This is a genomic window from Nitrospira sp. Vd2 (assembly GCF_979581665.1).
On sequence record NZ_CEFZSK010000003.1, the window covers coordinates 23,758 to 49,022 of the forward strand.

General features: G+C 61.3%; 29 protein-coding genes. 3 read left to right on the plus strand and 26 right to left on the minus strand.

Annotated features, from left to right (window positions below):
- Nucleotide 1: 1 nt before the first annotated feature.
- The gene (locus AC1U7K_RS01600; protein WP_480249046.1) at nucleotides 2-532 is read left to right on the plus strand and encodes a Slp family lipoprotein; all 531 of its coding nucleotides are present in this window, start codon (nucleotides 2-4) and stop codon (nucleotides 530-532) included.
- A gap of 93 nt (nucleotides 533-625) precedes the next feature.
- Here AC1U7K_RS01600 and AC1U7K_RS01605 read toward each other — a convergent pair whose 3' ends face one another.
- From AC1U7K_RS01605 to AC1U7K_RS01650, 10 genes are all read right to left on the minus strand, one after another.
- Nucleotides 626-1,477: a tetratricopeptide repeat protein gene (locus AC1U7K_RS01605; protein WP_480249047.1), complete on the minus strand. Its 852-nt coding sequence runs from the start codon at nucleotides 1,475-1,477 to the stop codon at nucleotides 626-628.
- Nucleotides 1,478-1,593: 116 nt separating this feature from the next.
- Nucleotides 1,594-2,556, minus strand: coding sequence for a hypothetical protein (locus tag AC1U7K_RS01610; protein ID WP_480249048.1), 963 nt, complete (start codon nucleotides 2,554-2,556; stop codon nucleotides 1,594-1,596).
- Nucleotides 2,553-2,792, minus strand: a complete 240-nt coding sequence (locus AC1U7K_RS01615; RefSeq protein WP_480249049.1) for a hypothetical protein — start codon at nucleotides 2,790-2,792, stop codon at nucleotides 2,553-2,555. The genes AC1U7K_RS01610 and AC1U7K_RS01615 overlap by 4 nt, the downstream gene beginning before the upstream one ends.
- Nucleotides 2,793-2,932: 140 nt before the next feature.
- Nucleotides 2,933-4,360: a hypothetical protein gene (locus AC1U7K_RS01620; RefSeq protein WP_480249050.1), complete on the minus strand. Its 1,428-nt coding sequence runs from the start codon at nucleotides 4,358-4,360 to the stop codon at nucleotides 2,933-2,935.
- A gap of 152 nt (nucleotides 4,361-4,512) precedes the next feature.
- Nucleotides 4,513-5,193 (minus strand): phosphate signaling complex protein PhoU, encoded by a 681-nt coding sequence (gene phoU, locus AC1U7K_RS01625; RefSeq protein ID WP_480249051.1) that lies wholly within the window; start codon nucleotides 5,191-5,193, stop codon nucleotides 4,513-4,515.
- A 20-nt stretch (nucleotides 5,194-5,213) separates the two neighbouring features.
- Nucleotides 5,214-6,005 carry a phosphate ABC transporter ATP-binding protein PstB gene (pstB, locus tag AC1U7K_RS01630; RefSeq protein ID WP_480249052.1) on the minus strand — a complete coding sequence of 264 codons (792 nt, stop codon included), beginning with the start codon at nucleotides 6,003-6,005 and terminating at the stop codon, nucleotides 5,214-5,216.
- Nucleotides 5,999-6,910 (minus strand): phosphate ABC transporter permease PstA, encoded by a 912-nt coding sequence (gene pstA, locus AC1U7K_RS01635; protein WP_480249053.1) that lies wholly within the window; start codon nucleotides 6,908-6,910, stop codon nucleotides 5,999-6,001. The genes pstB and pstA overlap by 7 nt, the downstream gene beginning before the upstream one ends.
- Complete coding sequence (gene pstC, locus AC1U7K_RS01640; RefSeq protein WP_480249135.1) at nucleotides 6,910-7,776, minus strand: phosphate ABC transporter permease subunit PstC; 867 nt, start codon at nucleotides 7,774-7,776, stop codon at nucleotides 6,910-6,912. The genes pstA and pstC overlap by 1 nt, the downstream gene beginning before the upstream one ends.
- A 94-nt stretch (nucleotides 7,777-7,870) precedes the next feature.
- The gene (locus AC1U7K_RS01645; protein ID WP_480249054.1) at nucleotides 7,871-8,887 is read right to left on the minus strand and encodes a PstS family phosphate ABC transporter substrate-binding protein; all 1,017 of its coding nucleotides are present in this window, start codon (nucleotides 8,885-8,887) and stop codon (nucleotides 7,871-7,873) included.
- Nucleotides 8,888-8,899: 12 nt separating this feature from the next.
- A complete protein-coding gene (locus tag AC1U7K_RS01650) occupies nucleotides 8,900-9,274 on the minus strand; it encodes a winged helix-turn-helix domain-containing protein (protein ID WP_480249055.1) in 375 nt (124 codons plus the stop codon).
- A gap of 164 nt (nucleotides 9,275-9,438) precedes the next feature.
- On the opposite strand from AC1U7K_RS01650, the gene AC1U7K_RS01655 reads away from it, so the two are divergent.
- Nucleotides 9,439-9,705: a hypothetical protein gene (locus AC1U7K_RS01655; RefSeq protein WP_480249056.1), complete on the plus strand. Its 267-nt coding sequence runs from the start codon at nucleotides 9,439-9,441 to the stop codon at nucleotides 9,703-9,705.
- On the opposite strand, the gene AC1U7K_RS01660 is transcribed toward AC1U7K_RS01655, so the two are convergent.
- Entirely contained in the window at nucleotides 9,685-10,530 is an 846-nt protein-coding gene (locus tag AC1U7K_RS01660; RefSeq protein ID WP_480249057.1) for a CHAD domain-containing protein, read from the minus strand. The genes AC1U7K_RS01655 and AC1U7K_RS01660 overlap by 21 nt on opposite strands.
- Before the next feature lie 102 nt (nucleotides 10,531-10,632).
- On the opposite strand from AC1U7K_RS01660, the gene sixA reads away from it, so the two are divergent.
- Nucleotides 10,633-11,136 carry a phosphohistidine phosphatase SixA gene (gene sixA / locus AC1U7K_RS01665; RefSeq protein WP_480249058.1) on the plus strand — a complete coding sequence of 168 codons (504 nt, stop codon included), beginning with the start codon at nucleotides 10,633-10,635 and terminating at the stop codon, nucleotides 11,134-11,136.
- Here the strand turns inward: sixA and AC1U7K_RS01670 are convergent.
- The 15 genes from AC1U7K_RS01670 to AC1U7K_RS01740 form a co-directional block, all read right to left on the minus strand.
- Entirely contained in the window at nucleotides 11,114-11,830 is a 717-nt protein-coding gene (locus tag AC1U7K_RS01670; protein WP_480249059.1) for a dTMP kinase, read from the minus strand. The genes sixA and AC1U7K_RS01670 overlap by 23 nt on opposite strands.
- Entirely contained in the window at nucleotides 11,808-12,560 is a 753-nt protein-coding gene (gene tmk, locus AC1U7K_RS01675; protein ID WP_480249060.1) for a dTMP kinase, read from the minus strand. Before tmk ends, AC1U7K_RS01670 begins: the two co-directional genes overlap by 23 nt.
- Nucleotides 12,557-14,107 (minus strand): Ppx/GppA phosphatase family protein, encoded by a 1,551-nt coding sequence (locus AC1U7K_RS01680; protein ID WP_480249061.1) that lies wholly within the window; start codon nucleotides 14,105-14,107, stop codon nucleotides 12,557-12,559. Before AC1U7K_RS01680 ends, tmk begins: the two co-directional genes overlap by 4 nt.
- A 115-nt stretch (nucleotides 14,108-14,222) precedes the next feature.
- A complete protein-coding gene (locus AC1U7K_RS01685) occupies nucleotides 14,223-14,444 on the minus strand; it encodes a hypothetical protein (RefSeq protein WP_480249062.1) in 222 nt (73 codons plus the stop codon).
- Nucleotides 14,437-14,847, minus strand: a complete 411-nt coding sequence (locus AC1U7K_RS01690) for a hypothetical protein (RefSeq protein WP_480249063.1) — start codon at nucleotides 14,845-14,847, stop codon at nucleotides 14,437-14,439. Before AC1U7K_RS01690 ends, AC1U7K_RS01685 begins: the two co-directional genes overlap by 8 nt.
- 91 nt (nucleotides 14,848-14,938) lie before the next feature.
- The gene (locus AC1U7K_RS01695) at nucleotides 14,939-15,400 is read right to left on the minus strand and encodes a phosphate-starvation-inducible PsiE family protein (RefSeq protein WP_480249064.1); all 462 of its coding nucleotides are present in this window, start codon (nucleotides 15,398-15,400) and stop codon (nucleotides 14,939-14,941) included.
- 12 nt (nucleotides 15,401-15,412) lie between these two features.
- Nucleotides 15,413-15,580 carry a CBS domain-containing protein gene (locus AC1U7K_RS01700; protein ID WP_480249065.1) on the minus strand — a complete coding sequence of 56 codons (168 nt, stop codon included), beginning with the start codon at nucleotides 15,578-15,580 and terminating at the stop codon, nucleotides 15,413-15,415.
- Entirely contained in the window at nucleotides 15,577-15,795 is a 219-nt protein-coding gene (locus AC1U7K_RS01705; RefSeq protein ID WP_480249066.1) for a CBS domain-containing protein, read from the minus strand. Before AC1U7K_RS01705 ends, AC1U7K_RS01700 begins: the two co-directional genes overlap by 4 nt.
- Before the next feature lie 149 nt (nucleotides 15,796-15,944).
- Nucleotides 15,945-16,283 (minus strand): HMA2 domain-containing protein, encoded by a 339-nt coding sequence (locus AC1U7K_RS01710; protein WP_480249068.1) that lies wholly within the window; start codon nucleotides 16,281-16,283, stop codon nucleotides 15,945-15,947.
- A gap of 99 nt (nucleotides 16,284-16,382) precedes the next feature.
- A complete protein-coding gene (locus AC1U7K_RS01715) occupies nucleotides 16,383-17,771 on the minus strand; it encodes a sigma-54-dependent transcriptional regulator (protein ID WP_480249069.1) in 1,389 nt (462 codons plus the stop codon).
- Between the two features lie 20 nt (nucleotides 17,772-17,791).
- Nucleotides 17,792-19,723 (minus strand): ATP-binding protein, encoded by a 1,932-nt coding sequence (locus AC1U7K_RS01720; RefSeq protein WP_480249070.1) that lies wholly within the window; start codon nucleotides 19,721-19,723, stop codon nucleotides 17,792-17,794.
- Between the two features lie 157 nt (nucleotides 19,724-19,880).
- On the minus strand, nucleotides 19,881-21,227 hold the full coding sequence (locus AC1U7K_RS01725) for a TolC family protein (protein WP_480249071.1): 1,347 nt from the start codon (nucleotides 21,225-21,227) through the stop codon (nucleotides 19,881-19,883).
- A gap of 16 nt (nucleotides 21,228-21,243) precedes the next feature.
- A complete protein-coding gene (locus AC1U7K_RS01730; protein WP_480249072.1) occupies nucleotides 21,244-22,605 on the minus strand; it encodes a TolC family protein in 1,362 nt (453 codons plus the stop codon).
- 13 nt (nucleotides 22,606-22,618) lie between these two features.
- Entirely contained in the window at nucleotides 22,619-24,037 is a 1,419-nt protein-coding gene (locus AC1U7K_RS01735) for a TolC family protein (RefSeq protein WP_480249073.1), read from the minus strand.
- A gap of 16 nt (nucleotides 24,038-24,053) precedes the next feature.
- Nucleotides 24,054-25,241: an efflux RND transporter periplasmic adaptor subunit gene (locus AC1U7K_RS01740; RefSeq protein ID WP_480249074.1), complete on the minus strand. Its 1,188-nt coding sequence runs from the start codon at nucleotides 25,239-25,241 to the stop codon at nucleotides 24,054-24,056.
- Between the last annotated feature and the right edge of the window lie 24 nt (nucleotides 25,242-25,265).

The window sequence follows — 25,265 nt, forward strand, 5'->3', positions numbered from 1 at the left end:
CATGAAGATGGGACCGCTCATTCTTCTTTTCACTCCGATGGTCCTTGCCGGCTGCTCGGCACCCCTGTTTCCGCCATCGGTCACTCGGGATGTCTCTTCGGTGGAGTTCGGGGTGCTGGAAGCCCGACCGGACGTGTTCCGCGGAAAAGTCGTCCAGCTTGCCGGCCGTATCGTTGGGGTGGAGGAGGGACCGACCGGTACTGTGATTCGGGCTCAGGAGCTGGCGTTGCGCGACCATCCGGTCTACGGCCCGGCGGAGACCATGCATCCCACGAGCGAATTCGCCATTCTCTATCCGGGGAAGATCGAGCCGTCCGGTCTCTGGTATGGCAACAAGTTGGTCGTCATCGCCGTGTCGAACGGCGTGCAGGCCGTGAATGTCGAAGGTGCGAGCCGTATGGAACCCTATGTCATTGCCCGTTGCATGCATATCTGGAAGACCGGCGGGTACGGACTCTACGGCATCGAAGATTTTCCACACACGCAAGACGGATACTGGCCGCTTGAACATCAAACCTACTGCCCGGCTTGAACCGCTCGACTTGTGGGCGGCTGGAATGCTGGCCGCTCGGTGAGACCCTTCCTTCGTCTCGACTCGCCACACATCAACCGGCGGACGCCGGCACTATTGCCGGGGATTGGACACAGCCGCGAGCAGCACATTCGATGAACAGGCGGACGGATAGCCCAGGCGGCAGGACCGCTCATAGTCGGCATGCGCCTGACGCGTGTCTCCGAGTAGGGTGTACGCCATCGCTCGGTGGTAGTAGAGTTCGGAATCTGTCGACCCGAGAGCGATCGCACGAGAAAAGTCTTTCACCGCTTGATGGGGGCGACCGGACAGCAAGTGAACGAGGGCGCGGCTCTCGTACACTTCGCTGAGCTGGTTGTTCAGCGACGCGGCGCGATCGAGGTCGCGCGTGGCGTGATCGAACTCCTGACGAAGGGCATACACCACAGCCCGGTTCGCGTACGCGACAGCGTGATGGGGATCCAGTTCAACGGCACGAGAGAAATCAGCCATCGCGTCATCGAGGTGTCCCAGACGGCGATGCGCGAGCCCTCGATGCACGAGCGGCAGCGGCGACTCAGGCGCGAGGCGGACGGCTTGTGTCAGGACCACTAGAGCTTCATCGGTTTCACCGCCTTCAAGCAAGGCCACGCCGAGGTTGTTGACGTACCGTGAGTGCGTGCCGTCGAGGGCCACGGCGTGCCGGAAGTCTTTCGCGGCTTCGATCCAACGACCTTGTCGACCATGGACGAATCCGCGCGCGTTCCACGTTTCGGGATCGGATGGGGCCCGCTCGATCGCCCGGGAAAAGAGGTCGAGCGATTGTTCGTACTGGCCCGCGGCAAACCTGTGCTTCCCTTCCGCCATCAACGTTTGGACGGGATCGACGGACCCTGAATTCGTGAATCCAGCGCATCCCGCGACAGCGAGGAGACCCACCAGTGACAGCGCGTGCACGATCTTCATTCTTCCTCCGTGGTGAGCACGCTCCATTCGCCTGCCATCATAAGCACCGGCTGTTACGGAGGAAGAGACGGATTGTTACAGGTATGTAAATTTTTGGGACCGCCAAAGCGGCCCGGTTATCGATCGGAGGGGACTTTCGGTGCTCTGCGAGATTTCATGTCGCTGCGGAGGCGGTCCAGTTCCTGCCGGAGTTGCTCGAGCTCCACGTTCTGCTGCTTCAACCGATCACGCAATTCGAGATTCGCGTTGGTCAGCTCGCGCAATTGCAAGCGCAGGTCTTCAGTTTCGGAAACGGGCGGACCGGTCGGAGGCGCCGCTGGCGCGCCGGCCTTTGTAGCGCTGCTTCGTGGCGGTGGGGCGGTGGGAGCTGGGACGGCAACTGTCCCAGCCGGCCTCGTTGCCGGCGCCAGCGTCCGCCGCGCGACCAACACGTCCTGGACGTTCAAGGAGAGGTGTACCTTCTCGAAGGGGCCCCAGTCCGGCTCCTTGGCCTCAGGGACGATCGGCGGTTTCGCGGGCGGCGCGAGCCACAGTCGCATGCCCTTCGTATCGCGCGGATCGCGTTCCTCACCACCGCCTGGGTCGGCCGGATAAAAGGCATAATGGTCGGCCAGGACCACATGCAGGTATTGATCGCGGAAGAACAGCCCGCCCGACGTCATCTCCTTGAGATTGGGGTACGGCTTCTGTGGACCGGGGATCGAGAAGACGACGCGTTCCTTCGGGCCCGCTTGCTCGAACGCGAGCGCCATCGGTTCGGTGATCACGTCGAGTTCCTCGGCGGTGAAGACCGGAATCGGATGGGGTGTTTGAAAAATGCCGAGAAGGACGCCGCTATAACCCGACACCTCCAGTGCGCCGAGCAATGTTCTGAGGTCGTCGACCGAGATGGTCTTCGGATGTGCGTTGAGGGACGGGGGCGAGGTTCGTTCGGTGGTCAGGTCCGTGGCAAGGCCGATCTTGATGCCCCGTTCGTCGTACAGCGTTCGCTGGTGCACCGGCCCCACGCAGCCCGTGAGCATGAGCACCGCCGGGATGATCGACACGAGCAGCGACCGATATTTCGATGCGCTTGTCATTCCTTGCACGTGAATTGAACCGCCCACCGCTTGTCCATGACAACTTGGCCCATCCATGCCTTATCGGCCGTTCTGCCGACATTCGGCACTTCGCCTTCTCGAACGATGCGATAGCCTGCCGGACATTTCTCCGTCATGAGTCTCAGCGCCGTTCTCCGGGCATCGGACGCAAGCACATCGGTGTCTTGCGCAACCGGATAGATTACCGTGCCGCCGCGCTCGGTCTCATTCACCATGCGCGGACCGGTTCCGCATGCAGCCAGGAGAAGCGGGATGGCAATCCAGCAAGCAATCAGAAGCAGCGTCCGAGTGAACGTGAGATGTAAGTTCGGTAAGGCGGCCGCCGGCGCTATCCTGCACGAATAAAAGCATCGAATTACTGGTAGCGGACTTGCCATTGCACCAAGAACACGTTCTGTGCAAACGGGTCGGTGTTCGGCACGCTGCTGCCCGGTCCGGTGCCTTGATGGTGCCTGAACTCATAGTTGATTTGCACTTTCGATTGGATCTTTGGTGGGAGATTCTCAAAGTAGTAGGTGAGCCCGACGATCGTGCGCGTGTACATGTCGTTCGACGTGCTGGTGTTCGGATCGAATTGTTCGTACATGACGATCGGCTCGAAATTGCGGAAGGGCCCGCTGGAGATCAGGTACTTGCCATAGACGTACCACGTCCGTCGCTGCACGCCTGGCGCGCCGTCGCCGCCGCAAATGGTCCGATTCAAGCAGGCGCCTTGCGCCGGCGTGCCGACCAACGTTTGATTGGCGCCGTCATGGCCTTGCCACACTTCCCCTTGAATCATCAAGCCGGGAATCAGTCGAGACGTGTACCGGGCATCGATGCCGAACCGATCGAATTCCCCTTTGCCGCGCCCATTGATTGCGGTGTTCGTATTATTACTTTCGCCGGCCAGGATATTGAAGCTCACCCAGGAAATATCCGTCAGCATGAGGCGCTGGCGAGTATAGAACACTTTCGGGCCGTTGGCGCCGACGGCATTCGCCTGGAAGTTGTTATTGTTCATGATGCCGATCGCGTATTCAAGGCGATTGAACAGCGTGCCGCGCGCATCGACGAAGAAATCACGCTCATGGAGAAATTCGATCGTGCCGCCCGTCCCGTTCGTCGTCAGCCCCGTCGTGCCGCTGCCGCCGACCGAGGTGAGATAGGGTGAGCTGATCACATCGCGCAACCCGCCGGAAGTTTCCGTGAAGATCCCCCACGGCATCCGGAAGATCCCCATGCGGATGAAATTCAAATAGGGCGCAGCGGTAATGGAGGGCCGAAAGTCGATATAGGATTCGCGGAAGAAGGTCGCCGACGCGGCGCCGCCCACCGGGTTTTGCGTGCGATTGGTACAGTCGGTACCCGGATTACAGCCCGGTGTCGTGGACGTGAGGCCGATGCTCTGGAACTCGTACAGTACGTGCCACTTCGGGATATATTCGTTGATCTTGCCATAGGCCAGCAACTCGGACCGGCGAATCGAGAAGTTGTCCTGACTCTTCCCTTCGGCGACTTTGGCGTCCTGGTGCGTATAGAGGAATTGCAACGCGTTCAACCCGAAGTTCACCTTGTTGCTCAGCGAGGGCAGCTTCTCGATCTTCGCTTTCCACTCCTCGATGATGCTGATGCGCTTTTCCAAATTCGCTACCGGGTCATCCAGCGGGACGCCGCCGGTCGCAACGAGCGGCGCGGGCGGACCTTGGGCCCCCTCCACCTGTTGCGCGCGTGCGTTCGTAGACAAGAGCACTACGCACAGGACCGCCACCGCCAATGAGACAAACCGTGTGTGTCGTACCATCGACTACTCCTCCTCACTCACGTCGGTGTCACGCCGAAACGTTGCGGTAGTTGTACAGAGGTTCTGTGACGAGCACGTGATGGGAATGTTACAGACCGGTTAATTTTCGTACTGAGAAGGCGAGGTACGGATAGTAGGGAGGCCGAGAGAGGCTACGGTGACTTCGGCGGGGGGCTCGATGGCGACGTATGCCGAATGATCTTGCCTTCGACCATGTAGACCACGAGCTCCGCCACGTTGGTAGCATGATCGGCGATGCGCTCGATGTACTTGGCGATGAAGGTCAGGCGAATGGCGCGCGAAATCGTCTGGGGGTTCTCGACCATAAAGGAGAGCAGCTCCCGGAAGAGCTGTTCGGTGAGGCGATCGACGAAATCATCATCGCCACAGACCTTTCGTGCGAGCGTCGAGTCACGATTGACGAACGCGTCCAGGCTCTCTTTCACCATCCGCAGGGACCAATTCGCCATGTGGGGCAGGTCGATGTATGGTTTGAGCTGCGGTTCTTCGTTCAGCTCGATGGCTCGTTCGCAGATATTCTCCGCGAGATCGCTCATCCGCTCCAGCTCGCTCGAAATCTTCATGCCGGTCGTGACGAATCGCAGATCGCCCGCGGCCGGCTGATGCAACGCCAACAGCCGCAGGCACATCTCGTCCACCTCGACGTCCATGGCGTTGACCCGAGGATCGTTCGCGATCACGCGACGGGCACGATCGGCGTCGCGTTCGATGAGCGCCCGGAGTGCGCCCTGGATTTGGCTCTCGACCATCGTGCCCATGTCGATGAGCTTGCGCTTGAGGTCGTCAAGTTCTTCGTCGAATCGTCGGTGCATGTCGCCGTGAATTTGGTCCGTTAGCCAAATCGTCCCGTGATGTAGTCTTCGGTCAACTTCTTGCCCGGATTAGTAAAGATCTTCTCGGTCGTGTCGACCTCGATCAACTCCCCCAGATACATAAAGGCGGTGAAGTCGGACACGCGGGCGGCCTGTTGCATGTTGTGGGTGACGATGAGGATCGTGACCTTTTCCTTCAACCCGGCGATCAGGTCCTCGACCCGCGCCGTGGCCACGGGATCAAGCGCCGAGGTCGGCTCATCGAACAGAAGCATTTCCGGTTCGGTCGCCAAGGCTCTCGCAATGCAGAGGCGCTGTTGTTGGCCGCCGGACAGCGCCGTCGCGGGTTCGTCCAAGCGGTCCTTGACCTCTTCCCAGAGCGCCGCGTGTTTGAGCGCGCGTTCGACCTGCTCATCCAACGACTCCGCCGAGCGTCGGTTTCGCAGCCGCAAGCCGTACGCGACGTTCTCGTAAATCGATTTCGGAAAGGGGTTCGGCCTTTGAAACACCATGCCGATCCGCATGCGGACTTCAATCGGATCGATCGCGTCGCCCAGAATGTTGAAGCCATCGGGATACCATGTGATGGCGCCTTCGTAGCGCGTGCTGGGATACAGGTCGTGCATCCGGTTGAAACAGCGCAGGCATGTCGTCTTTCCGCAGCCGGATGGTCCGATCAACGCCGTCACCCGATGCTCCGCAATCGTCAGATCGAGGTGTTTGAGCGCCTGCACGTCGCCGTAGTAGAAATTCAGGCCTTTGACGTGGGCCTTGGTTGTCAGATGGGCTGATGGTTGCCGTGTGCCTACCATCGGATGCGTGTGCGAAATCGGTGGCGAATGTAAATCGCCGCCGCATTCATGGCGAGCGTCATCGCCATCAGGACGAGCCCGGCCGCGGCGGCATTGTGGTGAAAGGCCGCTTGAGGCCGGGATACCCAATTGAACATTTGAATCGGCAAGGCGGTGAAAGGATCGAAGAGCCACTCCAGGGACACGAATGGAAATTCGCGCTGCCATGGTGGATGCGGGAGAAAGGCGATGAAGGACAGGGCGCCGACGGTGAGCAACGGGGCCGTCTCACCGATGGCCCGCGACAAGGCGATGATCAGTCCCGTTAAGATTCCACCGGTGGAGTAGGGAATGACGTGATCCCGCACCGTTTGCCATTTCGTGGCGCCGAGCGCGTACGACGCCTCGCGAATATGCGCCGGCACACTGCGGAGCGCTTCCCGCGTGGTGATGATCACCATCGGGAGGATGAGCAGGGCCAGCGTGAGTCCGGCGGTCAGGATGCTGGCGCCCAGGTGAAATTGATAGACGAAAAGGCCGAGGGCCATCAGGCCGTACACGATCGAGGGGACGCCGGCGAGATTCGCGATGTTGATCTCGATCAAATCGGTCACCCAATTCTTTGGCGCATATTCTTCCAGGTAGATCGCGGCACCGATCCCCATCGGGACGGCAGCGAGGGCCGTGATCAGCATGACCAGCACCGTCCCGATCCAGGCGGTCAGGATGCCGGCCCGTTCGGGAAAGCGTGACGGATAGGCAGACAGGAACTGCCAGCCCAGCCGCGCCCAGCCGTCGATCAACAGATCCAGTAACAGGGCCAACAGCGTGAAGGACGCGATCAGCAACGCCAACAGGCCGGTGACGGCGAAGAGGCGATCCCGCCTCTTCCACGTCGCGATGCTCGTGCGGGCGTCCTGCGACATCACGTGCCTCCCCGAAAACGCCGGCGGCAGGCGTGTCCGGCGATGTTGAAGAGGAGCGTCATGAGCAGGAGCGTGAGACCAGCTGCGAAAATCGTCTGGTACCCCACGCTCCCGTGCGGGAGATCGCCGAGACTCACCTGAACGATATACGCAGTGATCGTCTCGGCCGGCTGCAGCGGATTCAGCGTCAAGGTCGGCTGCATGCCGGCCGCGATCGCGACGACCATCGTCTCCCCGATGGCGCGCGAGACGGCGAGGACATAGGCGGCGGCAATGCCGGAGGTCGCGGCGGGCACGACGACGTGCAGGGCGGCGTGCATCCGGGTGGCTCCCATCGCATAGGCGCCTTCACGCAGCATCATCGGCACGGCACGCAAGGCGTCTTCACTCATCGATGTGACATACGGAATGATCATGACGCCCATCACGAGGCCGGCGCTCAGCATGTTGAACCCCGGTAGCTCCGGCCACAGTCTTTGTAGAAGCGGCGTAACGAACAGGAGCGCGAAATAGCCGTAGACGACGGTGGGCACCGCGGTGAGCAATTCGAGGAACGGTTTGATGGTCTCCCGGGCCCCTGGCGGGCAGTACTCGCTCAAGAAGATGGCCGCAATCGTTCCGAAGGGTAGCGCGACGCCGAGCGCAATGCCGGTTGTGACAATGGTTCCCGACAGCAACGGCAAGATGCCGAAATGTGCCTCGGCAAAGAGCGGCGTCCATTGCATGTCGGTGAGGAAATCGATCAGCGGGACGGATCGGAAAAACGACCACGATTCGTAGACGAGCACGGCCACGATGCCGATCGTGATGGCGATCGACGAGACGGCGGCGACGAACAGCGCCCCCTCGATGGCCGCCTCACGCATCTTTCGCGCAACCACGCGTGCTCGATCGGTGTGCACAATGGGATAGGACTCTTCGGCGGGACGCGCATCCACGCTCATGGTCACTCTTTGCACGTTACAGTTTGGCCTCTCGCCGCAGCAGATCCTCCACCTTGATCCCAACTATCGATGTGCCGTGGAACGCGGTCCCGATCTTGCCGCTCCGCAAGTTGCCGAGCGCCGTCGTGTAGGCCGCCGACGGCAGCGGAATGTACTTGACCTGTTCCACAAGGGCCGCGCCGTTCGTCAGATAAAACTCGACGAAGCGCCGGACTTCCGGCCGGCCGGCCGACTTGCTGTTGACGTAGATGAACACGGGGCGAGAGAGCGGAAGATAGTGGCCGTTCTCGACCGTTTCACGGGACGGCAGGACTGGCCCGGCGCCGGCATCGACCCCAACAGCCTTGAGCTTGTCTCGGTTCGCATCGAAATAGGCGAACCCGAAATACCCCAAGGCATACTTGTCACGGGCCACCCCTTGCACCAAGATGTTGTCATCCTCACTCGCGGTGTAGTCACCGCGGCTCGCCTTGGCTTTCCCGACGACCGCCTCGGTAAAGTAATCGAACGTGCCAGAATCCGAGCCCGGACCGAACAGTTTGATGGGCGCGTCGGGCCAGGCGCTCCGAATCTGATTCCATTTCGTGATCCGTCCTTGTGCCGAGGGTTCCCATAGCTTTTTGAGTTCGGCCAACGTCACCGCATTCACCCACGTAGCGTGCGGGCTGACTACGATTGTGAGGGCATCATAGGCGACCGGGAACTCGTAGTACTGCACGCCGTTCTTCCGGCACGCGTCCATCTCGTCGACCGTGATCGGCCGCGAGGCGTCCTGAATATCCGATTCACCGCGGCAGAACTTCTTGAAGCCGCCGCCCGTGCCCGAAATCCCGACCGTGACCCGCACGCGCCCCGATGTCTTGTGCTGAAATTCCTCGGCGACCGCTTCGGTGATCGGGAAGACCGTGCTCGATCCGTCGATCTTGATCAGCGCCGGGCTCTCGGCATCCAACGAGGTTGCCAGCCCGGCCAAAGCCAGCATGACGAAAGCCGGAACGAACGCCATCGCTGTTGATCTCTCTCTACGCGACATGATGCCTCCTCATTACGGCAGCCCTTGGCCGCTCGTCTCATCGATCTCGGCTGCGGTCTTGAACCGATACCCGAGCCCCCAGATTGTTTCGATCAAGCTTGGCCCCTCGGGACGTTCGCGAAGCTTGCGCCGGACCTTCGATACGTGGGTATCGACGGTTCGTGGTTCTACGGTCACGCCTGTCCAAACGTGGGTCAACAATTCCTCTCGACGAAACACTCGGCCCGGCTGCAGCGCGAGCTGCCACAGCAACGCACATTCTGTCCGTGTCAATCTGACCCGCCGCGGGCCGATCTGGACTTCATGCCGGTGTTTATCGATCGTCACGTGGCCGATGGATAGACGGTGTGTCCGCCCTGCCGAACTGTGCTGGCGTGGCCGCCGCACGAACGCTCGTGACCGGTCGAACATCGTGTGCCACGATACCTGCTGTCTGTTATGGCTGAATGAACGTCGCGTTAATTTATTGTTACGGGAGGGAGAATACCGCCTCTTCGGACGTAGCCTGGCGCATAGCTTGCCCTGCTTCTCGAGGGAGAAAAGGAGGCACTATGCGAGGGATGATTGTAGCGAGCGCAGTGATGCTGCTGAGCGGATGCAGCGGTGTCGAGCGGGAGACGGGAGGAAATCGCTTTTCGGGTGCGTCGGCCGAAACCTCACCGCCGATGTCGTCCTCTTCGACGGCCGGCTCGGGGCGATCGACGCTGAACGCGTACCCGCAAATGTCGCCCGGCGGCGTTCATATCGGCCCTGATGCGCCGACCGGGTGTACGCCGGTCGCGCCGTGTGGTCCGGACTTATCGAGTGAGTACCGGTAACGGCCTGGCCGGGCTTTCGAGCCGACGTGCGCGCCACGCGCTCGATTGAGCAATAGCGTCCGTGGGCGATCGTAGTGCTTCGATCAGCGACGGAAGCTGCTCGATGATCCGGCGTGCACGTGCCCGCTCGCGACGCCAGTCTTTGACGATCGCCTTCCTCGATTTTAGGCCGTAGCGCTTCGCCAATTTCCGGAATTGAGCCCGTTCTTCGTAACGGCCGAGGACCTTCTGCATCTGCTTGAGCATTGAGAGCAGAGTCGACTCGCCGAGGCGTCCATTCGCCCATTCCTCCTGATATCGGATGGTCTTGACGCGCAACCGTAGCTCATGCAGCACGGCACGCGTTGCATGGCGAGCGGCGTCCGTGGCGAGCGCCTGAAGGGCAAGGGCGTTGATGTCGACCTGACGAAGCGTGCGGAGACGTGCCGCCACCCACTCGGGTGGAACGAAGCGTCCCTCGATCGGCAGCTCGGCCAAAAACGTCTCGATCTGCTGATGCCACCGCTTGCGTTCAATGCGAGCGCGGGCTTTCTCCAGACCTTCCTGAACCAGACGGTGATCGCGGTGCGGTGCGTCGATTGTCTCCAAATACGTCGAGAAAACCTGAAGAGCGCGCAACCGGCTCAGGCGGGATACGAGCTGCCGGAGTGCCGCCGCTCGCTCGTGATCCCCGATCAACTCGAAATACGCTTCCAGGCGGCGCAGGTTCGTTCGGAGCCGATGGAGCGTGTCCGGCGCCGGCTCTCCTGCCATCAGCCGGAGGACGGCCCGCCGCGCGGTCGCGCGATAGCGCGGTGTGGAATTGATGATTCGGGCACGACTCATGCGCTATCATCGCGCGAACGCGGCACCGCAGGCAACGGGCGGTTTTGGCGCCGCTCGTTCCTCGGTGAGCTGAGTCGGAGATGCTGTCATGGGAGTGAATACATGCAGATCATTTTAGTCCGTCACGGGATTGCCGTAGAGGCTTCGGAGTGGCGCGGATCGGATGCGGATCGGCCCTTAACCGATGAGGGCGAAGACAAAACGAGGCAGGCGGCCTATGGCCTGCGGCGGCTCAAGATAGAACCGGATCGAATCATGGCGAGCCCCCTGGTCCGCGCGCAGCAAACGGCCGTCATCCTGCAAGAGGTCCTCGAATGCTCTGCCGCCGTCCAGACGTCGCGTGCGCTGTGTCCGGAAGGCGATCCGGAGGGCGTGCTCGCGGTCCTTGCCGGATATGGGGCTGAGGAGACGATCGTCTGCGTGGGACATGAGCCGAATATCAGCTCGCTCGCGGGCACGTTGCTGGTTGGCGCGCCCGTCCCGGGTCTGCGGTTCAAGAAAGCCGGCGCGTGCTGCCTGCGAGTCGAACGCCGGGTCAAGCCGGGCGAAGCTCTCTTGGAATGGTGGTTACCGCCGGGGCAACTCAGGCTCCTGGCGCGGCGATAGGAGACTCCGCTGCGGCTGGGATGGCTGCCGGCGTCCGTGCGTTCTGCAAGATCGGCTGAATGATCGTGCGAAGCGTGTCCTGAATCTCTTCGGGTGATTTGCGCGCGTCGATCACTTTGAAGGCGAATTCCTCCGCCATCTTGTCGAATTCCCCGATCAGCAGGCTTTGATATTTCTTGAAGCTGTCGAACAGGTCGACGCCCAACCGCAAATCCATCCCCGATTCCCAGTAGTTCATCCCTTTGCTTTCGATCACGCGCAGCGCGAGCGTGTCGACGTCGATACGGAGATAGCAGACGAGATCGGGGACGACCGCGAAGCCGAACACGTCCCGAATCCACTTGCGATCGCCGCCGCGCACCGCATCGCGCGCGAGGGCCGTATAAATGTAGCGATCGGCCAGCACGATGAAGCCCGACCGCAGCGCGGGGATGACCTGATGCTCCAGGCGATCCGCGAAGTCGGTGGCATAGAGCAGGCTGAACGACCAGCGATCGAGGATGTTGCCTTGCTTGGCGGCTTCGATCGTCTTGGACATCAACGTGGACCGCGTCCAGCCGGTCGTCACGACGCCATAACCTTGGACCTCGAGCCATTCCTGCAGCAGGTCGATGTGCGTGGAGCGGCCGACCCCGTCGGTCCCCTCGATGGCGATTAACTTGCCCTTCAGGTCACTCAGATTGAGGTATGGCAAACCGTCGCCAAAATACCGATGTCCGTTTCCCATATGTGCCTCGCTTCGGTCGGTAGTGCTCCAAGGCTTTGGACACCAATTGACGCATCTCGCTCTGTTGCGTCTCGATGTCCTTGGTGGCATCCATAACGGTCAAGCCGTATTCCTCCACGATCTTGTCGTATTCAGCCAAGATTCTGGACTGGAAGATGCGAAAGCTCTCCGCCATGTCCTGACTGATGCCCATGTCCATGCCGGCTTCGTAGTATTTCAACTGCGCCCGTGTCCCGCCCAATAATCGGCTAATCGCCACCTCGATCGGGACCTTGAAGTAAAAAGCCAGATCGGGGCGAATCGCGAAGTTGTAGAGCTTGCGCACCCAATCCCGCGAGACGCCACGGACGGCGTCGCGCGCAAACGCGGTGTAGGCGTATCGGTCGGCGAGCACCACCATCCCGGCTTTGAGCGGCGGCAGAATTTCATGATAGAGCCGGCTGGCGAAATCGGTCGCATGGAGCAGGCTGAACGTCGTCGGCGTCAGCGCCTTGTTCTTCTTTCCGCGCTTCGTCGCCTCGCGCACGAGTTGCGAGGAGTTCCACTCGGTAAAAAACACCTTGTGCTCTTGCGATTCCAGCCATTTTTGCAGCAGGAGCAGTTGCGTGCTCTTCCCCGATCCGTCGATGCCCTCGACGATGATCAGCTTGCCGGGGAAAGGGTGAGGCTGTTGAAAGGTCGGCAGCGGTGCCGTCATGTCGTTTCTCCCACTCGAGTGACCGTAAAATGGATCGGGCGCTTGAAGAGCGTCTCGAACAGATCGGCGCGATTGCGGGCCGCCCACATTTCAAGTTCCGCGTCGGCCGCCGTGCGCAAGGACACCACCACCGGCCGCCCGAGCGTCACCCGCAGGTCCTGCACGACGGCGAATTGCGTGCGGTCGAGTCCATCGGCGATGCGCAACAAAGCGCTGAGGACCTTTAGCCTCCGCCGCTGTTCGCGGGTCATCGCCGCGAAGGTTGGATGCGCGGCCCGTGGCACTGCGCGTCGATGGTAGCGCGCGATGTTCGCCATCATCTCGATTTCCTCCAATGAGAAGCCGGCGAGGTCGGCGTGCTTGATGACATAGTACGCGTGCTTGTGGTGCTGGCGCGAGTTGATCAGGTAGCCCACGTCGTGCAGCCACGCCGCATATTCCAGAAGCTCGCGGTCGTGCTCGCCAAGGCGGTGCAGCCGTCGTGTCTCATCGAACAGGCGCGTCGCGAGTTTCGCGACGTGGCGCGTGTGGCCTTCCGGGGAATGGCAGCGCCGGGCCAAGAAGACGACGTTCCGTCGCCGGACGTTCGGGATTTCTTGCTCTGCGCGAAGGCCTTCCCGGTGCTGCTCGATAAATCGGTAGATCAGACCCTCGCGAATCGCCTTGTCGCTCAACGTCAGCGTGTCGATATCGAGGAGTTGCATCAAGGTGCGGATCACCATCGTGGCGGGCAGCAGCGTATCGGCCCGTTTTGGGTCCAATCCTGGAATTGCCAGCCGGGTCTTGAGCGGTGATCGCGCCAACAGCTTCTCGACCGCCTGAATATCTTTGCGCGTGATCGTCGCAAGGTTCAGTTGGGGGAGAGGCCGGCCCGTGCGCCGGAGATGGACGATCTCGGCCAAATTTCCAGCCATCCCCGAGGTGGCGATCAGCCGAATGATGGACCGCGCCTTCACGCGTTTGAGCGCCTCCTTCAAGTCGGATTCAATCGCGCGGCCCATCCGTGCCACGATCTTTGCAGACGGCGGATCACGGCGCAGGTAGAGGTCCTTGAGGCGAATGGCGCCGAGCTTCAGACTTTGCCCGTGGAGCATGCGTTCGCGGTTGCCGACGATGAGTTCCACCGACCCACCACCCACGTCGATCAGCATCGCCGGGCGCTCATCGAATTGGATGCTATGCCGGACACCGAGGTAGATCAGTCGCGCTTCTTCAAGGCCTGAAATGACCCGGATGGTCACACCCGTTTCGCGGAGGACGGTCTCCAGAAATTCGCCGCCGTTCTTGGCCTCGCGGACCGCGCTTGTCGCGACGGCCTCGATGTGTTCGTACCCCTTGTTCTTGGCCAGCGTGACCAAACTCCGGATTGCGTCGAGCCCGCGCGCCATCGCGGCCGCGGACAGTCGGCGCCGTTGAAAGGCGCCGTCCCCGAGTCGCGCCATGTTCTTGAAGCGGTCCAGAATCTTGTAGGACCCTTCCGGCTCGACCTCGGCCAGCACCATATGGATCGAGTTCGTCCCGACGTCGATGACCGCCAGCTTCGTCATGCCTCTACTTTACAACAATCGCGGGACGCATGTCGGGTAAAGAAAGGCGGGGGACGACAGGCATAAGCCGACACGGTGACGTCAGCTTTCCCGCCGTTTCGCGGTCGGGGTGGCGTTACGCCGAGAGGCGTGTGATCCGTGGGAGGGACAGCTCGTAGCCGAATCCACGACGCCGAAGTTCGATGTCGCCGTGGCGACTGAGCCGGTCCACCGCGTGAAAGACTTCGTTCCAGGTCAGCTCGGGAAGCCGCTCGACAAGCGTTTCCATCGACAGAACGTCCGCGTCGTGCAAGGCTCGAAGGACGAGATGCTCCGAGCGTGAAATGGGTTTACGCATGATGATACCTCCATTGACTCTGGTCACTGTTGACGACCGATGGGTGATCGATCAGGACGTACAGGCGTGTGCGCCCGAGCATGTCAGGAACGAATAAGCCGACCCCTCTCAGGCTGAGCGGCCCGTGATCTGTGGCGACCTCACGCTGCATGTGAAATGACCTGAATCGTTCGGTACGTCCGCGCTCGTCGAGCACCTCCAGGAGATCGAGGCAAAACGCCATGATCGGTCCAGAGAGTCCGCTTCCCCCGTCGACGCATCGCTGTTGGAGCAGGTCCTGGGCGCGTTCGTTTGCGTAGACGATCTGCAAAGAGCTCGCCGAGAGAATGATGATGCCCGTCGGCTCTGTGGTGGGATGCCGCGAGCACGTATTCTCGTCTGGCTGTGTCCGATCATTGTTCATTGGCGATTCCTTGCTGTGGTGCCTGTGACATTGACATCCCACTGTGACATCGGCGTCATGGGAGTATTACGGCCGGGTAAATTTTCCCTGATCACTCTGCGAGCGCGTCTCCGTTCGCGGGGGAACATCGCACCGCCACGACGCGGATGGCCGCCAGAGCAAGGAGGATCCCTCCGAGGATGGTGAGCCGCTGAACGTCAATGCCTTTGAACCACTCGGAGATCACTTCGGTCAGCATGACGACGAGGATGGTATCGACGATGAACGTGACCTTGACGCGTCCTTCTGAAAAATACGTCAACGCGGTCTTGAACACCTCGACGACGGCCAGGAGGAGCAGGGTGTCGATGACGATCTGCCGCAAGGCGACTTCCAGGGGCATGTGCACCAGCAACGTCAGGTCGATCGCGGTTTTGATGGTCCCGCCGACGAGCGCCAGCAGGATGGTGAGGATCAAGAGGCTCAACACAAGTTGGATCCCCCTAATCCAGAGCGCCGTCACGTCGAGGTCGCCGAGATCGTTGTAGAGAAGCGAGGTGGCCAACCGTTTCATGGGTTCCCTCCGTCAAAACTCGTCGATGGACACCGGGTGCAATAAATCCCTCACTGAAAGCACGCCGACAATCATCCCATGATCGAGCACGGCGAGATGCCGGGTCTGATGCCGCTCCATCAGATCGGCCGCCTCGGTGATCGGGCGATGGCCCTCGATGCCGATCACGGGGCTGCTCATGATCGCTGCCACGGCCATGAATCCGGGCATATGCCCGATAGCCACCGCGCGGGCACGATATCGGCTTCGGTCACGATACCGACAATGTCTCCGTGCCGCTCTACGAAGACGCTTCCGATCCGGCGCTCCCGCATCAACGAGGCGGCATCCATGACCGTCGCGGTATGCGGAACGGTCACGAGCTGGCGTGTCATCAGTGAGGTCGTCCTAATCATCCTGGTCTCCTTTCATCCGGCCTCGCGTGCCGGCTCATGATGTCCTGCATTCTAGGTGTCGTTCGGAACAGGGGATACCACGTCTTCGCAAGAGGGGCGCCGACTGCGGCCAGGCCCATAACGATGATGATCGCGACCACGGTGATCCTCTAGAGGATGGCCAGGAGCATTCGTTCAATCAGGTGGTTCACGCACATCGCCGCGATCGTGTCCGCCCATCTCGATTCCATTCTGGAAGGTGGGACAGCAGGCAAGCAGCCTGATGCTGCCGCAGCATCGAGCAAGGCGTCGGCATTGGTCGCGCTCGAATCGAACAGGATCAGAATACTGCCCGTCGTCGGGTCCGCCGTCGCGCGGTGGACGCCGTGTACCTTCGTTAGCCGGCGCTCGGCGGCTGTCGCTCTTGCCCGCGAGCCTTTGACCGCCGCCCCCTTGATCCGCAGTCGGCCCCTGGTGAGGTGAACCGCACAGGCTCTCTCACGTTCCATATGAGAAAGATACGACGGCAATGTTACTGCCAAGGAAAGCTGGAATTACGGGCGTGTAAATTCTTCGGAGGCCGGAGCGGGCGGGCTGTCGAGCCGGCGCTACTCGTCCGCGATTTTCTTGAGCCGCCGGTCGAGCGCGAAACGGGTGAGGCCGAGATGCTTGGCCGCGAGACTCTTATTGTACCCGGCGAGGCGGAGCACTTCTTCGATCACCGCCTCTTCGACGTCTGCGAGCGTCTGCTTGCCGAGCGTCATCTCCACACGGACGACCTGCTCTTCACCTTGCGAGATCGACACGGCGGTTTGCTGGGCGCTGTCGTGCAGCTCACGCGGGAGACAACTCGCCGTGAGTGTGCGTCCATGGCAGAAGATCATCGCGCGTTCGATGATGTTTTGAAGCTCGCGGATATTGCCGGGATAGCTATAGCGTTCGAGGAGGCGCTTGGCATCCGCATCGATTTCCACGACGTCCTTTCCGAATTCCTTGGCGTAGCGGACGAGCGCCTGCATGCACAGCGGGATGATATCTTCGACGCGGCGCCGCAGCGGCGGCAACTCGAACGTCACCACGTTCAGACGGAAATACAAATCTTCCCGAAATGCACCGCGGGCCACCTCTTTTTTCAGGTCCCGGTTCGTGGCGGCGATCAAGCGAAAGTCCGCCGCGATGTCTTCCGTGCCGCCCAGCCGGCGGAACGTCCGTTCCTGAAGCATGCGCAGCAGCTTCGCCTGCATGCCGAGATCGAGGTCGCCGATCTCGTCCAAGAACAGCGTGCCGCCCTCGGCGCGATCCAACAGGCCCAGCTTGCGCTGGTGTGCGCCGGTAAATGCGCCGCGCTCGTAGCCGAAGAGCTCGCTTTCGAACAGCTCCCTCGGGATGGCGGTGCAGTTGACCCCGATGAACGGCGAGCCGCTCCGGACGCCGTTGTGATGGAGCACGCGCGCGATGAATTCCTTGCCCGTCCCCGTCTCACCGAGTAACAGGACACTGCTCTTCGGGTTCTGCGCCACCTCGCGCACCTGCGCGACGAGCTGCTGCATGGCCGCGCTTTCCGCAATGAGATTGTCCATCGCGAACTGGTCGCTCTCCCGTTCGCTTTGATAGGTGACGCGCCGGCGCAGTGCGAGGAGTTCGATCGCGCGGTCGACAACCTGATCGAGCCCTTCCAAATCGACGGTCTTGATGACGAAATCATAGGCGCCCAGCTTCATCGCTTCCACGGCGTCCTGGACGGTCCCGTACGCGGTCAGCATGATGACGAGCGACTGCGGAGACTTGGGCCGGATCTCTTTGAGCGTGTCGAGTCCCGACATCCCGGGCATTTTGAGATCGAGCAAAATCAGATCCGGGATATCGCGCTCAAGCGCGGCAAGCAAGGTTTCGCCCGAGTCGAACCCGGCCACACGATGCTGGCGCTGGGAGAGACGCTTGACGACTGAGCTGCGGATCGCCGGTTCATCGTCGGTGACAAAGATCGTGGCGTGCATAGAATCCTCGATCGACGACCCTACGCCGCCGTGACTCGTGGTTGCTGTCGCAAGGGAAGCCAGATACGGGCCGTCGTCCCTTTGCCCGGTTCACTGGTGAGCTGAATATCGCCGCCGTGCGCGTCGATGATATTGCGGCAAATGGCGAGGCCGAGACCGGTGCCGCGATGTTTGCCGCTTGTGTAGAACGGTTTGAAGACGTGCGGCAAGTCCTGAGGCGCAATGCCGGGCCCAGTATCGGCCACGTCGATGACCATGCCGGGTTGGTGATCGCGCCGCGATTCGAACGCCGTCACCGTCAACGTGCCGGTGTCCGGCATCGCTTCGATGGCATTCTGCAACAGGTTCAGCAGGACCTGCTTGAGCTGATCCCGGTCGGCGTGGAGTTGGGGCAGCATCGGATGCAGTCGCCGATGGACGACGAGATGCTTGGCGGCGATGGACGCATCTATCAGCTTCAGCACTTCCTGAACGACTTCGCCGAGCGGGAACAGCATCGGCGCGACCTCGCGGGGACGCGCATAGTCGATGATCTGATTCACGATTCGGTCGAGCCGCCGCGTTTCATTCAGGATGACTTCCAAGTCGGCGCGACGGGGGTCGCGCGGGTCGGCATCGTCGAGCAGGAGCGCCGCCGTCGATCCGATCCCGACGAGCGGATTGCGGATCTCGTGCGCGATGCCGGCGGCCACTTGGCCGAGCGTGGCGAGCCGTTCGGCGCGGCTGAGTTGGGCCTGCATTTGATCCAACGCCGTGATGTCGATATTGAAGCCTTGATACATGATCGTCTTCCCGTGTTCGTCGCGAATCGGAATGCGACGGCTCAGCACCTTGCGGACGGTGCCGTCCTTGTGGAGGAAGCGGAAGACGGTCTCGCACGGCTTGTCGGCTTTGACGGCCTGCTCGAACTCGTTCAAGACCCGCTCACGGTCCTCGGGGTGGTACAGCTCGCGAATCACCTCCGGGTCGTCCTCTTGATCGGGGTCCAGGCCGGCGAGGATGCGGTTGTAGCGGTTGATGAACGTCATCGCCATGCCGCTCGTCGTGAAGATGCCGAACGGCGCGTGGTCGACGATGCTGCGATATTTCGACTCGGACGCCGCGAGATGCTCGTTGACGGTGCGCAGCTCCGTCTCGGATTGCTGAAGTTTCGCCACGTGGGTCCGGACTTCGCGGCTCATCGCGTTCATCACGCGCGTGAGCTTCCCGATCTCGTCGCCGCGATCGAGGACGGGCACATCGGGTAACGTCGCGCCCGTCAAGGAGCGGACCGATTTGGCCAAGGTGACGAGCGGACCGGTAATGGACCGCGCGATCGAGTGAAGGGCGAGCACCATCACGAAGATGGCCACGATCGAGCCGCCGAAGATGTTGAGGATCATCGACGTGCGGGCTTCCGTGATGCCGGTCAGCGCGTCGTTCAACGTGTCCTGCTCCAGGCGGTCGAACTGCTTCATCTGCTCGCGGATCTTGAGCATCACCGACCGGCCGCGGCCTTCTTCGACGTACTTGAGCGCTTCCGCGTAATGGCCGGTCTTGACGCTTTGAATCAAGCCGTCCTTTTCGCTGATCAGGCGCTTGACGAGGCGCTGCGCTTCGTGCACGGCCGCGGCTTGGGGCGCGTGGCCCGCCACCATCTGCTCGAGCGAGTCGCCGACGCTCAGGATGCGACCGTGTGCAAAGCGATACGGCTCCAAGTATCCCTCTTGGCGGGTCACCACGTAGCCACGGAATCCACTTTCCATATCGACGACCAGACGCATGTACTCGGCCGCGGTTCGTTGCGTCAGATAGACGCGATTCAACTGTTCTTCATGGTCGGCATAGGTCCGAACACTGCGGTAGGTCGTGGCGGTCAGCAGGATCAGCGCGACGAGCGGAATGACCGACGTGAGGAGGAGCTTCCGCTCAATCGGCAGGTCGTTGAAGAGTCCAATGGCGCGTCGCCACATGGGGCCTCCGCCTCCTACTTGTGATCGTAAGAAGGAGGTTTGCGTATTGTCAAACTATCACACGCTACACATCGATTGAATCTGGCGCCTGATGGCGCATCGGTCGGCAGCCGTCATGTACCTGTCGCGCCGAGGAGTCGGACCTTCTTCCATCCCCCTAAAATTCCCGGTAACCCTTTCCCGCCGCATACGAGACCGCAATCGTGTTCGCTTGGACGGCATAGCGGGCTTCGGCCAAGCGGACCTCGGCGGCCAAGACTTCCGTGGTGGCCGTCGTCACATCGACAATGGAGGAGAGGCCGAGGCGGTAGCGTTCCTTGGCGAGCGTCAGCGCGCTCCTGGCGGCTTCGACTTCTTTTTCCTCCACCTTGATCTGCTGCCGGGCGGTTTGCAGCCCGAGATACGCCTCGGTCACTTCCAACGCGATCTTGTTGCCGAGATCGAGGCGGCTCTGCTCTTCCTTGTATTTTTGCTGAAGCGATTCGGCCACGCGGCTTTCGATTATGAAGCCGGTGAACAGGGGCACCGACAGCACGGCCGCGGCTCCCCACCAGAGATTGGTTTGGCCCGAGTGGGCGCCGCCGTATTGATTGACTGGAGCGTCGCTGAAATGAATGACGCCGGACATGCCGGTCGCCGAGATCGTCGGGAAGTTCAGCGCTTTCACCGCGCGCACGTGTTCTTCGGCGGCACGGATGCGGTCGGCACTGCGCATCACCTCCGGTCGGTCCTCCAAGGCGTATTGCACGAGCGATTCCAATGTGGCGGACTGGGGGGCCGGAGGCGCGACGTCTTCGAGCGTGTATTCCTCGGGGCCGCGAACGCCCATGGCGTTGTTGAGGTCGGCGAAGGCCGCCCGCAGTTCGTTCTTGACCTGGACCAGTTGCACCTCGGCGTTGCGCAATTCGAGCGAGATCAGATCGAAATCGAGTTTCGATTTGAGCTCACGTTGGTACAAGGCTTTGATTTGACCATATAGGACGCCTCGTTCCCTGACGGTTTCCTCCGCGATCTGAATCAGTCGCTGCAGGCGCAGGCAATGGATGTAGGCTTGCTGCACGCGGAGAATGACCAGCGCCTTGTTCGTGAGGATGTCTTTCTCGCTGGCCTCCTGGCTCGCCCGTTCCGCGAGGACGCGGTGGGCTGTTTGCCCGAAGTCGTAAATGAGCTGATCGGCCCGAAAGCCGGCGTTCTCGACATACGACGTCGGCTTGTTCTGAGCACCCGCAATGTTGAACGCGCTGAGGGGACGAATCGTGCCGCCGGTCTGAATCGCGTAGGCGTCGAGTTGCGGATAGTACTTCGCCTTGGCTTGAGCGACGACGGCCTGAGCCGCCATCGAGGTTTCGTGCGCGCGTTTCACCATCGGATGCCGATCGAGACCGATCTCGACGGCCGTCCGGAACCCGAGAAATGCGCCCTTGACGAGGGGAACCTCGGTCTTCTCTTGGGCGATGGCGGGCATCGCATTGAGGGCGAGCGCAAGGATGAGGGCAACCGCCATGAGGCCGCCCCTCGCGTCAGTACCGCCCATATTCCGTTCCCACCGCGTACGCGACGGCCGCTTCGCTCAGTCGGTAGTTGTACTGAGACTCCGCGAGACTCACCTCGGCGTTCAGGACATCCATCGTCGCCGTCGTGACATCGAGGATGGAACCGAGGTTGGTTTTGTAGCGTTCTCGCGCGAGGGTCAGCGCCTCTCTGGCATGGGCGACCCGCTCCTCGTCGACGGCGATCCGCTGCGCGGCGGTCAGTTGGCTGTAGTAGGCCCGCGCCACCTGCAGCATCACATCGTTCGCAATCGCGCGCGCGCTCGCGACCACTTCACCCTTCCGCGCTTCCGCTTCCTCGATCTGTCCCTGGATGCGACCCCCGGTGTAGAGCGGAAACGAACTGGTGCCGCCCGCGCCCCACCATCCCAGTTGTGCCCCGGGGTTACTGACCTCTTTCCCGCTGGGCCGTTCCTCGCGCCCCCACCAGGTGTACCCCGTCGTGCCGATCGCGCTGATCGTGCCGAACCGTTGTGCGCGGGCGGCCTTGACGAACTCTTCAGCCGCGCGGATTCGATCCTCGTTGCCCAACAATTCGGGCCGGTGCGCGATCGCGTCACGGAAGAGTTGCTCGATCTCGGGCGGCGTCTTGAGCTGGAGCGGCAGAGGCTGAAGATCATAGGCCTCTCGGCCCTGCACACCCATCGCGTAACTCAGATTGGCATATGCCGCCGCCAGGTCGTTCTCGGCTTTGATCAGCGCCAGTTCCGCTCGTTGGGCCTCCACAACGGCAAAATCGAAGTCCAGCTTCGATCGCAGGTTGTGACGGTACAGGGTTTCCGCTTGATCGCGCATCAGTTGGCGTTCCTTCAGCACTTCACGTGCGATGTCGACGAACCGTTGTTGCTTCAGCGAATTGATGTAGGCATGTTCGACATTCAGGATGACGACCGCTTTGGTGATCAAGACGTTCTTTTCGGCCGACGCGGTCAACGCTTGATTCGCCAGAATGCGATGCGCGGTAAATCCAAAATCGGTGATCAACAGATCGACGCGAAGGCCGGGAGTGGTCAAATAGTTCGTCGGCTTGGGCAGTGATCCGGAGATGCCGAGATTGGCCAGCACGCGCGTATTTCCCGCCGTATTGGCGAAGACGCCGGTGATCCACGGGTAGTTCGCGGCCTCGACCTGCTTGGTTGTCGCCATGGTCTGCAAGACGTCGTGCTGCGCGATGCGGAGCAACGGATGGTGGGAGACTCCGCGGCGGATCGCGTCCTCGAACGACAAGGTCTCCGGCCGGCTGTCGGCAGATGAGCGTTCGGCGGCGAAGGCAAACGTTGCACCGATCAAGCCCAATGCCGTGAGAACCATCCCGGCTGTCTTCATCAACATCTTTGAACTCCTGTTAGTACCGCCGGTAGTCTTGACCGGCGGCATACGCCATCACCACTTGGCCGGTCTTATAGATGTATTGCGCTTCCGTCAGTCGTGATTCGGCTTCAAAGAGCATCGTGGTCGCGCGGATCACATCCAGGATCGGACTGAGCCCCAGCCGGTAGCGCTGCTGTGCGAGCAGGAGCGCTTCCTTCGCAACCGTCACGCGCTCCTGTTCGAGTCGGATTTGCTCGATGTTCGTGACTTCAGTTAAATGAGCACGGATCACCTGAAGGACGACATCGTTGGCAACGTTCTGCAGGTCCTGCTCGGCCTCGGACTTGAGATGTCGTGCTTCACTGACTTGGTTTTGGATTTTGAAGCCGGTAAACAGCGGGAAGCGCGCGGTCGCACCGGCGCCCCAGAACGGCGCCACTTCATTGTCATGAATGCCACCGTCGTGCGTGTCCCAGTACTTCGTCACGCCGATCGTGCCGACGGCGGTCAACGAGCCGTAATTGAGGGACCGCATCGCCTTGAGCAATTCCTCGTTCGCCTGAATCTTGTCGCGGCCGCCGAGCAGCTCCGGCCGATGCTCCAACCCTTCCCGAACCAAGGTCTCGAGTTCCGGCGGCGGCACCGTTTCCAACGAGACGGTTTGCAGCCGATACGGATGGGTCGCGTCGAGCCCCATCGCGTTGTTGAACGCGGCGAACGCCTTCTGTAGATCGTTCCGAGTTTCGATCACCGCAAGCTCGGCGTTCGCGACCTCGACGGCGATCAAATCCAAATCCACTTTCGACTTGAGCTGTTGTTTGTGAAGGGCCGCGACTTGTTCCCGGACGGCGGTCCGCCGCTTGACCGTCTCCTCGGCGATGGACAAGAGGGCTTGGCGAAGCAGACAATCCAGGTACGTTTTCTGGACGTTGAGAATCACGAGGGCTTTTTTCGTCAGCTGCTCTTTCTCGGACGCCGCTTGCGTCGCCTGGCTGGCCTCGATGCGATGGGCGGTGTAGCCGAAGTCGGTGATCAGTTGGTTCAGGATGAGACCGCCGGTCAGCATGTTCTGGTTGTGGTGCGGGAGCGCGCCGCCGGGATCGAAGCCGTGGCCGCCTTGATCGTGGATCGTCCGGCCGTCGGAGGTCACGATCCTCAGCGAGCCGGTCGTTCCGGCCACCGACGCCTCCAGCCACGGGTACCGATCACCTTTGCGCTGTTTGGTCATCGCCTGGGCCGCGAGCGACTTGTAGCGGGTTTGCTCGAGCGCCGGATGGTGCTCGAGTGCGATACGAATCGCTCGATCGAGGGTGATGAAGGAATCAGGCGCAAGCAGCGACGTCCGAGCGGATGAACTGGCCTCCGGGACCTCCGCGCGGCCCAAGGAGGGATGCGCACCGAAGCCGATGATGAGCAACAGCAACAGGAGGACAGCGCGGCGGATCGTGCTCACGCGCGGGCTCAATCGTTTAAAGTTTTTGACTCGCCGGCTTCCCTGCCGGCAGGTTGTAGGCGGATGCCGCGACCGACGAGCCATCGTTCAGCTTCGATTTCCCGACGACGACCACATCCTCATTCCCGGTCAAGCCTTCCAGAACTTCCACCCAGACGCCATCGTCGATGCCGGTTGTGATCTTCGCGCGACGCGCCTTGCCTTGCTCGACGACGAAGACGGCCTTGCCTTCTTGCCCGTTGACGATCGCCGCCGGCGGAATTGCGAGGGCGTCCTTGTGTTCTTGCAGCGCCAGCGTGGCATTCACGAACATGCCCGGTTGCAGTTCGCGGTTCGGATTCGGCAAATCGACTTCTACCAGAAGCGTGCGGGTCGCCGGATCGAGCGCCTCGGTGGTCCGCGTCACCGTCGCCTTGAATTCCTTGCCCGGCGCTTCTTTGACCGTAATCACGACCGGGATGCCGGGTTTCACGTACAGGGCGGCTTCCTGCGGCACGCTGACGTAGACCCGCAATGTGCTCAAGTCCATGATCGTGAACAGCGGGACCGCCTGAGTGGCCGATCCCGTGGCCGCTTGGATCAGCGCGCCCGGATCGACGAACCGCGCGGTAATGGTCCCGGAAAATGGTGCAAACACCTTCGTGTACTGAAGCAGCGTTTTCCGGCTGTCGCGCAGGTGCTTGGCGGCTTCCGCCGCGGCGCCGGCCACATCGACGTCCTGCTTGGCGATGATGTCGTGGTTCTCCTTCCAGACGCCCAGATAGCGCTCGTACGTCACTCTCTTGATCTCGTAATCGGCCTCCGCTTGGCGATACTGATCTTCGATCTCCGGCGCATCGATCACGGCCAGCAACTGGCCTTCCTTCACCGTGTCGCCTTTATCGAAGCCGATCCATTTCAAGTACCCGGAGACCTTCCCATACAGCGTCGCTTGATACCAAGGGGAAATGTTCGCGGGCAGCGTCAAGGTAAGGGTCATGTCACGCCGGACGGGTTTGGCGACTTGTACGGGGATGCGCTCGCCTTGTTCGGCGGCTAGCCCGGTTCGCTCCGGGGAAGAGGCCGTTTGATGTTGGCCTTGCGCGATCAGGAATGCGACGACCAGCAACGCGATCCCTCCTAGGGACCACGTGATCATCCGTCGTCGGCCGGCTGGCGTCATCTGATCGGTTGTCGAGGGATAGGGTGTTGTCTTAGCCTGCATGCGGCGTCCCGGTCCTGTCAAGGT

Coding starts and splice junctions, on each gene's coding strand:
- AC1U7K_RS01600 (WP_480249046.1), top strand. CDS start 2: ATGAAGATGGGACCGCTCATTCTTCTTTTCACTCCGATGGTCCTTGCC.
- AC1U7K_RS01605 (WP_480249047.1), bottom strand. CDS start 1,477: ATGAAGATCGTGCACGCGCTGTCACTGGTGGGTCTCCTCGCTGTCGCG.
- AC1U7K_RS01610 (WP_480249048.1), bottom strand. CDS start 2,556: ATGACAAGCGCATCGAAATATCGGTCGCTGCTCGTGTCGATCATCCCG.
- AC1U7K_RS01615 (WP_480249049.1), bottom strand. CDS start 2,792: ATGGTGAATGAGACCGAGCGCGGCGGCACGGTAATCTATCCGGTTGCG.
- AC1U7K_RS01620 (WP_480249050.1), bottom strand. CDS start 4,360: ATGGTACGACACACACGGTTTGTCTCATTGGCGGTGGCGGTCCTGTGC.
- phoU (WP_480249051.1), bottom strand. CDS start 5,193: ATGCACCGACGATTCGACGAAGAACTTGACGACCTCAAGCGCAAGCTC.
- pstB (WP_480249052.1), bottom strand. CDS start 6,005: ATGGTAGGCACACGGCAACCATCAGCCCATCTGACAACCAAGGCCCAC.
- pstA (WP_480249053.1), bottom strand. CDS start 6,910: ATGTCGCAGGACGCCCGCACGAGCATCGCGACGTGGAAGAGGCGGGAT.
- pstC (WP_480249135.1), bottom strand. CDS start 7,776: ATGCGTGAGGCGGCCATCGAGGGGGCGCTGTTCGTCGCCGCCGTCTCG.
- AC1U7K_RS01645 (WP_480249054.1), bottom strand. CDS start 8,887: ATGTCGCGTAGAGAGAGATCAACAGCGATGGCGTTCGTTCCGGCTTTC.
- AC1U7K_RS01655 (WP_480249056.1), top strand. CDS start 9,439: ATGCGAGGGATGATTGTAGCGAGCGCAGTGATGCTGCTGAGCGGATGC.
- AC1U7K_RS01660 (WP_480249057.1), bottom strand. CDS start 10,530: ATGAGTCGTGCCCGAATCATCAATTCCACACCGCGCTATCGCGCGACC.
- sixA (WP_480249058.1), top strand. CDS start 10,633: ATGCAGATCATTTTAGTCCGTCACGGGATTGCCGTAGAGGCTTCGGAG.
- tmk (WP_480249060.1), bottom strand. CDS start 12,560: ATGACGGCACCGCTGCCGACCTTTCAACAGCCTCACCCTTTCCCCGGC.
- AC1U7K_RS01680 (WP_480249061.1), bottom strand. CDS start 14,107: ATGACGAAGCTGGCGGTCATCGACGTCGGGACGAACTCGATCCATATG.
- AC1U7K_RS01685 (WP_480249062.1), bottom strand. CDS start 14,444: ATGCGTAAACCCATTTCACGCTCGGAGCATCTCGTCCTTCGAGCCTTG.
- AC1U7K_RS01690 (WP_480249063.1), bottom strand. CDS start 14,847: ATGAACAATGATCGGACACAGCCAGACGAGAATACGTGCTCGCGGCAT.
- AC1U7K_RS01695 (WP_480249064.1), bottom strand. CDS start 15,400: ATGAAACGGTTGGCCACCTCGCTTCTCTACAACGATCTCGGCGACCTC.
- AC1U7K_RS01700 (WP_480249065.1), bottom strand. CDS start 15,580: ATGAGCAGCCCCGTGATCGGCATCGAGGGCCATCGCCCGATCACCGAG.
- AC1U7K_RS01705 (WP_480249066.1), bottom strand. CDS start 15,795: ATGATTAGGACGACCTCACTGATGACACGCCAGCTCGTGACCGTTCCG.
- AC1U7K_RS01710 (WP_480249068.1), bottom strand. CDS start 16,283: ATGGAACGTGAGAGAGCCTGTGCGGTTCACCTCACCAGGGGCCGACTG.
- AC1U7K_RS01715 (WP_480249069.1), bottom strand. CDS start 17,771: ATGCACGCCACGATCTTTGTCACCGACGATGAACCGGCGATCCGCAGC.
- AC1U7K_RS01720 (WP_480249070.1), bottom strand. CDS start 19,723: ATGTGGCGACGCGCCATTGGACTCTTCAACGACCTGCCGATTGAGCGG.
- AC1U7K_RS01725 (WP_480249071.1), bottom strand. CDS start 21,227: ATGGCGGTTGCCCTCATCCTTGCGCTCGCCCTCAATGCGATGCCCGCC.
- AC1U7K_RS01730 (WP_480249072.1), bottom strand. CDS start 22,605: ATGTTGATGAAGACAGCCGGGATGGTTCTCACGGCATTGGGCTTGATC.
- AC1U7K_RS01740 (WP_480249074.1), bottom strand. CDS start 25,241: ATGCAGGCTAAGACAACACCCTATCCCTCGACAACCGATCAGATGACG.